The 8,201-nt window shown below is 64.0% G+C and carries 7 protein-coding genes and 1 pseudogene; 2 read left to right on the top strand and 6 right to left on the bottom strand.

The genetic code is table 11. The features are described 5' to 3' along the window. The 5 genes and pseudogenes from H0W65_RS11510 to H0W65_RS11490 all read right to left on the bottom strand — a co-directional run. Nucleotides 1–681, bottom strand: a pseudogene (locus H0W65_RS11510) (phosphoglucosamine mutase); the annotation flags it as partial. A 29-nt stretch (nt 682–710) separates the two neighbouring features. Further along, complete coding sequence (locus H0W65_RS11505; protein ID WP_294007720.1) at nt 711–1,388, bottom strand: NnrU family protein; 678 nt, start codon at nt 1,386–1,388, stop codon at nt 711–713. Further along, entirely contained in the window at nt 1,385–2,767 is a 1,383-nt protein-coding gene (locus H0W65_RS11500) for an amidohydrolase family protein (protein ID WP_294007722.1), read from the bottom strand. Before H0W65_RS11500 ends, H0W65_RS11505 begins: the two co-directional genes overlap by 4 nt. Before the next feature lie 41 nt (nt 2,768–2,808). Further along, nucleotides 2,809–4,194, bottom strand: coding sequence for an amidohydrolase (locus H0W65_RS11495; protein WP_294007721.1), 1,386 nt, complete (start codon nt 4,192–4,194; stop codon nt 2,809–2,811). Between the two features lie 2 nt (nt 4,195–4,196). Further along, complete coding sequence (locus H0W65_RS11490) at nt 4,197–6,008, bottom strand: peptide MFS transporter (protein ID WP_294007719.1); 1,812 nt, start codon at nt 6,006–6,008, stop codon at nt 4,197–4,199. A 125-nt stretch (nt 6,009–6,133) separates the two neighbouring features. On the opposite strand from H0W65_RS11490, the gene H0W65_RS11485 reads away from it, so the two are divergent. Continuing rightward, a complete protein-coding gene (locus H0W65_RS11485; RefSeq protein ID WP_294007718.1) occupies nt 6,134–6,724 on the top strand; it encodes a nitroreductase in 591 nt (196 codons plus the stop codon). 30 nt (nt 6,725–6,754) lie between these two features. Next, nucleotides 6,755–7,105, top strand: coding sequence for a GntR family transcriptional regulator (locus tag H0W65_RS11480; protein ID WP_294007717.1), 351 nt, complete (start codon nt 6,755–6,757; stop codon nt 7,103–7,105). Here H0W65_RS11480 and H0W65_RS11475 read toward each other — a convergent pair. Continuing rightward, a partial coding sequence (locus tag H0W65_RS11475; RefSeq protein ID WP_294007716.1) for an acyl-CoA dehydrogenase occupies nt 7,102–8,201 on the bottom strand: 1,100 nt, incomplete at its 5' end. The two genes, H0W65_RS11480 and H0W65_RS11475, sit on opposite strands and share 4 nt — an antisense overlap.

Here is an 8,201-nt window from a genome sequence, read left to right as displayed (position 1 = left end):
CTCGCGCAGCACTTCGGGCGAGGTCGACCCGCAGCCATCGTTGATGTTCGTGCCGTTGGGGCTGGTGCCCAGCGCGACCACTTCGGCGCCCAATTCCCACAGCGCCTCCGGAGCGACCTGATAGGCCGCGCCATTGGCGCAATCGACGACGACCTTGAGCCCGTCGAGCCGGAGGGTCTCGGGAAAGGTCGACTTGGCGAAATGGATATAGCGCCCGCGCGCGTCGTCGATCCGCTTGGCGCGGCCGATTTTCTCGGCGTCCACCAATTTCGCGGCGGTCGTCAGATGTTCCTCGATCGCCACCTCGTCGTCGTCACTAAGCTTATAGCCGTCGGGGCCGAACAGCTTGATGCCATTGTCGGCGAACGGGTTGTGGCTAGCCGAAATCATCACACCCAGATCGGCGCGCAATTCCTTGGTCAGCATCGCCACTGCCGGGGTCGGCAGCGGTCCGAGCAGCACCACGTCCATCCCGACCGAGGTGAAGCCCGCGACCATTGCGGATTCCATCATATACCCAGACAGGCGCGTATCCTTGCCGATCACCACGCGGTGGCGATGATCGCCGCGCAGGAAGTGGGCGCCCGCCGCCTGGCCGACCCGCATTGCGGTGTCGGCGGTCATCGGCGCGACATTGGTGCGCCCCCGAATCCCGTCGGTGCCGAAGAATTTGCGTCCCATGGGCAGGCTGTAGCGCGAAAACCGTTAAGCTAAAAAGCCCAGATGCCCGCGGGCCGGTACCCGAGCGCGCCATGCGCCCAGGTCGCGGCCAGCCAGAGAATGGTTCCGGCGATAAAAGCGAAGCCGTCCGGCAGCGCGAAACCCCGACCGAACGGGATGAAACTGGTCTTGGCTTTCCAGTCGCGCCACGGCCCGCCGATCAGCCTTTCCTTCTTCACGTCCTGCCCAAACGACCCACCGATGGCCAGGATCACGATCGCCGCACTCACGATAAGTGCCGCCGCGACCGGATTCACGATGGCATGGACCAGTGCCCACAACGCAAAGCCGATGTTCATCGGATGTCGCGTGATGGCGAAAACTCCGCGCGGCTCATCGATCTTCGTTACCGGCTTGCCGGGGCGGGGAAAGGCCGGATTGCGGCGCAGCGAGCCGACGAACAGGATTGACCCCAGCCACATCAGCAGCGTGGCGACGATCCACCCCGCCTTGCCCCCGTCCCACAGCGGCTGCGGCGCTTCCGCCGATGCCGGTCCATAAGCGCGGCTGATCCACCACAGGATAATCAGCGCAATCAGCGAATAGGCGCCTGCGAAGCCGCGCTCGCCAATCATCCTGATCGTCGCCGCGCGCAGCGGATGCGACAGCAGGAAATGCGTGCCGACGAAGGCGATCGCAGCGATGATGAGCCAGGCTAGAGCAGTCATTTTCGATAGGCCTCCGGTAAATCGCGCCGTTCGAGCGAGCGGTAACGGTCGCGCAGCCGCGTCTGATGATTGTCGAGCGGCTGGCGGACTCCGTCGATCCACACGGCTTCGGCGGCGGACGACAGCTCAAGCGGATCGCCCGACCAGATCACCACATCGCCGCGCCGCCCGGCGCCGAGGCTGCCGATTTCGTTGCCCATCCCGACTGCTTCGGCCGGGCGCGACGAGATCATCGCGAACGCCTCGCCCCAGGTCAGGCCAGCGGCGCCCGGCACTTTCGAGAGGGCGACCAGGTTGCCGGCATATTGGCGCTGATTGCGAACGAAACGAGTGTCGTTGTCGTCGATCATCCCGATCGCCACCCTGACCCCCGCCGCACGCAGCCGCCCGACGTTGGACTGGGTCGCGGCGAGCATTTCGAAGCTGGCCGGAAGATCGTTGAGCGCGGAGGCAATCACCCACACCCCCGAGGCGGCGATCTGGTCGGCCACGGTCCAGCCCTCGGTCACGCCGACCAGCGCGATCCTGAGTCCCGAAAATTCGCGCCGCAACTTGAGCACGTTCAAAATGTCGATCGCGCGCTCGACATGGACTAGCAATAGTTGACGTCCACGCACCACCGGCACCAGCGCGGCGGCGTCGAACCGAGTCAGCATGACATCGTCGGTGCGCCGCGCATCGCGGCTGATCAAGCCGGGGTCGGGTCGTTCCTCATAGGGCACAATCTCCGGCGGAGCGGCGGTGCCCCGTCCGACCACAGGATTGCGAAAGCCGGCAAGGTCATTCGCTTCGCGCAGCGCGTTGCGGAACAGCACGAACGCCGACGCCCGCGATCCTCCGGCCTTGTCGGCCCCGCCTTCGCCCAACTCGACGAACTGGAACGCGCGGGCACGCAACACCGCGTCCATATCGGCACCGGTGTCGATCACCGCGCCCTGCCCGGCGAAGATGCTCCGCCCCGCGACGGGCGCAACCACCGCGCGGGTTACGCCGTCGGCTCGGCTCACGGCGATCGTCGAAGCCTTGGGGTTGATCGCCGGCGCAACATCGATCGCGGCGTTGAAGGGACTCGACCCGGTTTCGGTGTCATCCGACCCGCTCGCTCCCGAGTCGACTTCAGTCAGACCCAGCCGCGAAAAGCCCGCGACGATCCCTGGCGTCACCCATTTGCCCCGCGCATCAATGAGTTCGGCCGTTTTCGGGATGCCCACGTCGCGACCGGCGGCGACGATGCGGCCATCGCGAACGATCACCGTTCCACCCTCGATCGGGTCCGATCCGTCGCCGAGCACGACCGTGCCGCCAGTGATAGCGATGGTTTGCGCGCTGGCCTTGCAGCCAATGCATGCGCCCGCCACCCCGCACATGATCCCAAACATGCCGAGCCGCGAGAGGCGTTTGGGACGAGAAGCAGACCGCATCACTTCACATCCCCTTCGCCCGGCTGACCCAGTTCGAAGTCGCTGACCGGCCGCTTTGCCGGATTGGCCGCGTCGTACATCATCGCGCCGTCGATCCACACCTTGTCGGGCCGCGTGTAGGCGCTGAACGGATCGCCATTCCACAGCACGACATCGGCCACCTTGCCCGCCTTGAGGCTGCCGGTCTGACCGAAGATGCCGAGCGCGCGCGCGGGGTTGGCGCTGAGCCAGGTCCAGGCCGTCGCCTCGCTGATGTCGATCCCAGCGCGCTTGCCGGCGGCAACCGCCTTGGCCGCTTCCTGGTTCAGTCGCTGGATGCCGTTGGCGTCGTCTGAATGGACGATTGCGCAGGCGCCGGCATTGTGGACGAAGGCGATATTCTCGTTGATCCCGTCATAGCTTTCCATCTTGAACCCGTACCAGTCGGCCCACATCGCCGAGCAGATGCCGCTGGCCTTCAACAAGTCGGCGATCTTGTACGATTCAACCGCGTGGTGGAACGCGCTGATCTTGTAGTGAAATTCCTGGGCGACATCGATCATGATCGCCATCTCGTCGGCGCGATAGCAGTGATTATGGACCAGGATCTTGCCCTGGAGCACACCGCGCAGCGTATCCATCGCCAGGTCGCGAGCAGGAATCTCGCCGCCGTCGCGCTCATATTTGGTCCACTTGCGATTATATTCCTGCGCCCGAATCCAGGTCTGACGGATGACCGCGATATTGCCCATCCGCGTCGCCGGCCCGCCCCGGCCGCCGTAGACCCGTTTTGGATTCTCGCCGCACGCCATTTTCAGGCCATAAGGCGCACCGGGAAACTTCATCCCCTGCACCGTCCGCGCCGGCACATTCTTGAGGACAACCGAACGCCCGCCGAACAGATTGGCCGAACCGGGCAAAATCTGCAGTGCGGTAATTCCGCCATTGGCCAACGCGCGCGAAAAGCCGGGATCCTGCGGCCAGATGCTATGTTCGGCCCACACCTCGGGACGGGACGGGCCCGTCGCCTCGTTGCCGTCGCTCAGCGATTCGACGCCGGGCGAGGGATAGTCACCAAGGTGGCTATGGATGTCGATGATGCCAGGGGTCACGTATCGGCCGGCGGCATTGATCACGTTCGAACCCTCAGGCGCGGCCAGCTCGGGCCCGCCCACAGCTTGCACCTTGCCGTCGGCGATCAGGATCGAGCCGTTGTCGATCCGCCCGCCTTCGCCGTCGAGGATCGTCGCCCCGCGAATCAGCGTCGTGACGCCGGGATAGCGGGCATAAGTCGACGGATAGGGGTTTTGATCGATCCGGATCGGCGCCGCCTTCTTCGGCGGTGGAGCCACCGCCGCGCACCCTCCTAGAAAGAGCAGGAGGGAGGCGGCAACGGCTCGACCCATGGTCATTTCACTCCGTGCATCAACTTTTTGAGCGGCCAGGCGAGCAACAGCAGGACGACGCCGATCGCCATCGACACCCAACCGATGGTGGTGAATACGCCGACATAGGTATTGAGACTGACCTGCAGGTTGGTGACCTGCCCGCCGACCGTTTCTACCGAGGCGACCTGCGCGACCAGCCCGGCGACATATTGCGCGACCGCGATCGACAGGAACCACACGCCCATCATCATACCGACGATCCGCGCGATCGACAGTTTGGTGATCATGCTGAGACCGACCGGCGAGATGCACAATTCAGCGACCGAGTGGATCAGGTAGAGGCCCGCCAGCCACCACAGGCCGACCTTGAAATCGGGACCGGCGAATTGTGTGCCCCAGACAAGAAACAGGAATCCCGCGCCGACCGCCAGCAAGGCGAATGCGAACTTGATCGGGATGGTCGGTTCAACTCCCCTGCGTGCCATCGCATTCCACATTATCGAGAAGAATGGCGCCAACATCACAATGAAGGCGGCGTTGAAGAATTGCGTCTGGCCCGCGGAGATGCTGAACAGGCCGAACACGCTCAAATCGGTATTGCGGTCGGCGAACAGGGTAAGCGACGATCCAGCCTGTTCGAACAAGGTCCAGAACACCGTGTTGAACGTGATCAGGATCATCGCCGCGATCATCATCTGAAACTCGGTCTTGGTGCCCTTGAGGAATGACCAGATGAGGATACCGGGAACCGAGATCAGAAAGGTTCCGAACATGATCTTGCCCATGATCGGCAAGGTCGTGACGTAGCCGACGAATCCCGATCCTTCGGGCGGTTTCACATAGTTCATCAGGTTGCTGAACAGGAACCATGCCACCGGAATGGCAAGCAGTGCGCCGACATAGATGACATAGTCTCGATTGGCCGGTGCACCGGCCGGGCGATCGCCGACCCCGTCGAGCTTGCCGCCATCGAACTGGATCAAGGTCCACGACACCAGCATGCCCGCCGCGGCCAGGGCGAAGCCGGCCCACCAGCCAAGGCCGCCCCAACTGCCCATGCCCACCGCCAGCAGCGGGCACAGTATCTGCGAAAAAAGCGAACCGAGGTTGATGCCCATATAGAAGATCGTGAAACCCGCATCTCGCCGGCGGTCGCCATCGGCATAAAGCGTGCCGACCATGGTCGAGATATTGGGTTTGAAAAAGCCGTTGCCGACAACCACCAGGGCCAGCCCGATCAGCAATAGAAAAACATTGAAGGAATTACGTTCGCCTTGAGCTTCGAAGCCGCCGGCGGGAATTTTCCGCGCTTCGCTGCCATCGGGCGCGAGCAGCGATACGCTCTTGTCCTCGTTGCCCTTGATCTGGAGCGGTGCGCCATTGGCGACGACAAACTGCTTGATATTTTCGCCGGCGCCTTGCTGGACTACCTCGTAGCGCTGACCGTCGATCATCGCATATGGCTTGGCCGGCTGCCCACCGAAGCACAAAGTCAGATAGCCCAGACTCATCAGGATGGCGCCAAACTTGACCGAGCGCTTCGACCCAAGGAAGCGATCGGCCATCAGGCCGCCGATCAGCGGGGTTAGGTAAACCAGGGCCGTAAAGCCGCCGTAGAGACCGGTGGTGGTTTGATCGGAAAACAGGAAATGCTGCGCGAGATAGAGCGTGAGCAGCGCCCGCATACCGTAATAGCCGAACCGCTCCATCGCCTCGGTGGTGAACAACCGGGCGAGCTGGCGTGGGTGGCCGAACCATTCGTCGCGCCGCGTGGGATTTTCGTGGCTGATATCCGGTTCGCGCGGATTGTCCGCGGTCGGGGTGTCCACCATATACTCTCTCCCTGGGTAGCGAGGGTCGTTATCGGCGCCCTCTTGTTCTGGCGGCGCACCCTAACGGCGTTTCCGCCGGTGTGAAGCCGATTGTTGCCAACGGGTTGCGTCGCTATGCGAGCGGCATGACGCTCAATGACAGGACCTCACCGCTATCGCTGCTTGAAACGCGCCGCTCCGGCAAACCCCGCGACATGGTCGCGCCGGGGCCGAGCGAAGCAGAGCTGGTGCGCATCCTGACCATCGCCGCACGCGTCCCTGACCATGGCAAGCTCGCCCCCTGGCGGTTCGTCATCGTCGGCCCCGGCCAGCGCCGTCAACTCGCCGATCTAATCGCCCTCGCGCTTCCCGAGCATGACCCCGACGCAAACGCCGCCCATTATGCCAAGGCGCTTGAATTCGCTCACCAGGCGCCAGCGTTGGTGGTGCTCGTCTCGGCGCCAATCAAAGGCCATAAAATCCCAGTGTGGGAACAGCAGCTGTCGTGCGGCGCGGTCGGAATGAACCTGCTCACCGCGACCCATGCGCTTGGCTATATCGGTAGTTGGATCACCGGGTGGCCGTCTTATAGCGAGCGGGTACACGACGCCTTTTGCGGGCCGGGTGAGCGGATTGCCGGCTTCCTCTTTCTCGGCTCGGCCGGCGAGGATTTAGAGGAACGGCCACGCCCGGCGCTCGACACGATCGTGCGAATTTGGGACCCGCCAAGGGATTGAACAAAATGCGCCTTGCTGTATTGTGACAGCATGACGCTCGGCCGACCTCATGAAAAGCCTGTCTACATTCGCCTTCGCGAGGTGATTGCGGAAGCGATCCTTGCGGGACGCTACAGCGATGGCGATCCGCTTCCCTCGGTCCGCGCCCTCGCCGCCGAGCAGGGCGCCAACCCGCTGACCGTCGCCAAGGCCTATCAGGGCTTTCAGGACGAAGGACTAATTATCGTCAAGCGCGGAGTCGGCATGTTCGTTGCTCCTAGCGCCGAAACCCGGCTGCGCGCGTCACATCGCGAAGCCTTCATCACCACCGAATGGCCCGAAATCCGCGACCGCATGGCCCGGCTCGGGATCGATCCAGCGGATCTGGCTGAGCTCGCCTAACCCAAAGCTTCCGCCGGAACCGCATAAAGCAACGCCGCGCCCTGCTCCGCTCCGGCCGCCAGACCTAGCGCCTCGGGGACCACGGCACTCAGGAAAAAAGCCGCCGCGGCCTTGGTCCGCTCGTCCGCCGCCGCGGCCAGGCTGAGCCGCTCCATCAGCCATCCCGCGACCATGGCCGATGTCATTGTCAAGAACGGATAGCTGCCCGCTAGCCGGTCGTCGGGCGCTGCCTCGCGCAGGCTCACCGCCGCCACCTCGACCGCATCGCACAGCGCGACGAGGCGAAGATCGCGCGTCTCGGCCCGGATATCGGCGATCAATCCGTCGAAGACCAAGCCGCCGTCCAGGCCCAGCTTGCGTCCGACCAGATCGGCCGCCTGGATCCCGTTGGTGCCCTCGTAGATCGGCGCGATGCGGGCATCGCGCAAATGCTGCGCGGCACCGGTTTCCTCGATATAGCCCATGCCGCCATGGACCTGGATGCCCAGGGTGGCGACCTCGCATCCCACGTCGGTGCCCCACGCCTTGGCCAGCGGGATCAGCACTTGCGCACGCGCGCCGGCCGGGGGGTCGCCTCGCACCGCGCGATCGGTCTGGCCGAAGGCATAATAGACCAGCGCCCGCGCTCCCATCGTCAGCGCACGCATGCGCATCAGCATCCGCCGGACGTCGGGATGGTCGGCGATCGGCACCGGCAACCCGTTGCGCTGCCCCTGTTTCCGCTCGATGGCGAAGGCGACCGCGCGCTGGGTCGCGCGCTCGGCGATGCCGACGCCTTGCAAACCGACATTCAGCCGCGCATTGTTCATCATCGTGAACATAGCGCGCATGCCGCCAGTTTCGGGGCCGATCAGCCAGCCGGTTGCCCCGCCTCCTGCAAAATTACCGGCGTCGCCATAGCTCATTACGCAAGTCGGCGAGGCGTGGATGCCCAGCTTATGCTCGATCGACACGCAGCGCAGATCGTTGGCGCCGCCATCGGGCAGTATCTTCGGCACCAGGAATAGCGAAATCCCCCGCGTTCCTTCGGGCGCGCTGACGGTCCGCGCCAGAACCAAATGGACGATCTGGTCGGTCAGGTCATGCTCGCCATAGG

It is taken from the genome of Sphingomonas sp. (assembly GCF_013816785.1).
Classification (GTDB): Bacteria; Pseudomonadota; Alphaproteobacteria; order Sphingomonadales; family Sphingomonadaceae; genus Sphingomicrobium.
The sequence above is the reverse complement of the archived record's forward strand: the minus strand, read 5'-3'. Positions and strand labels throughout refer to the sequence as shown.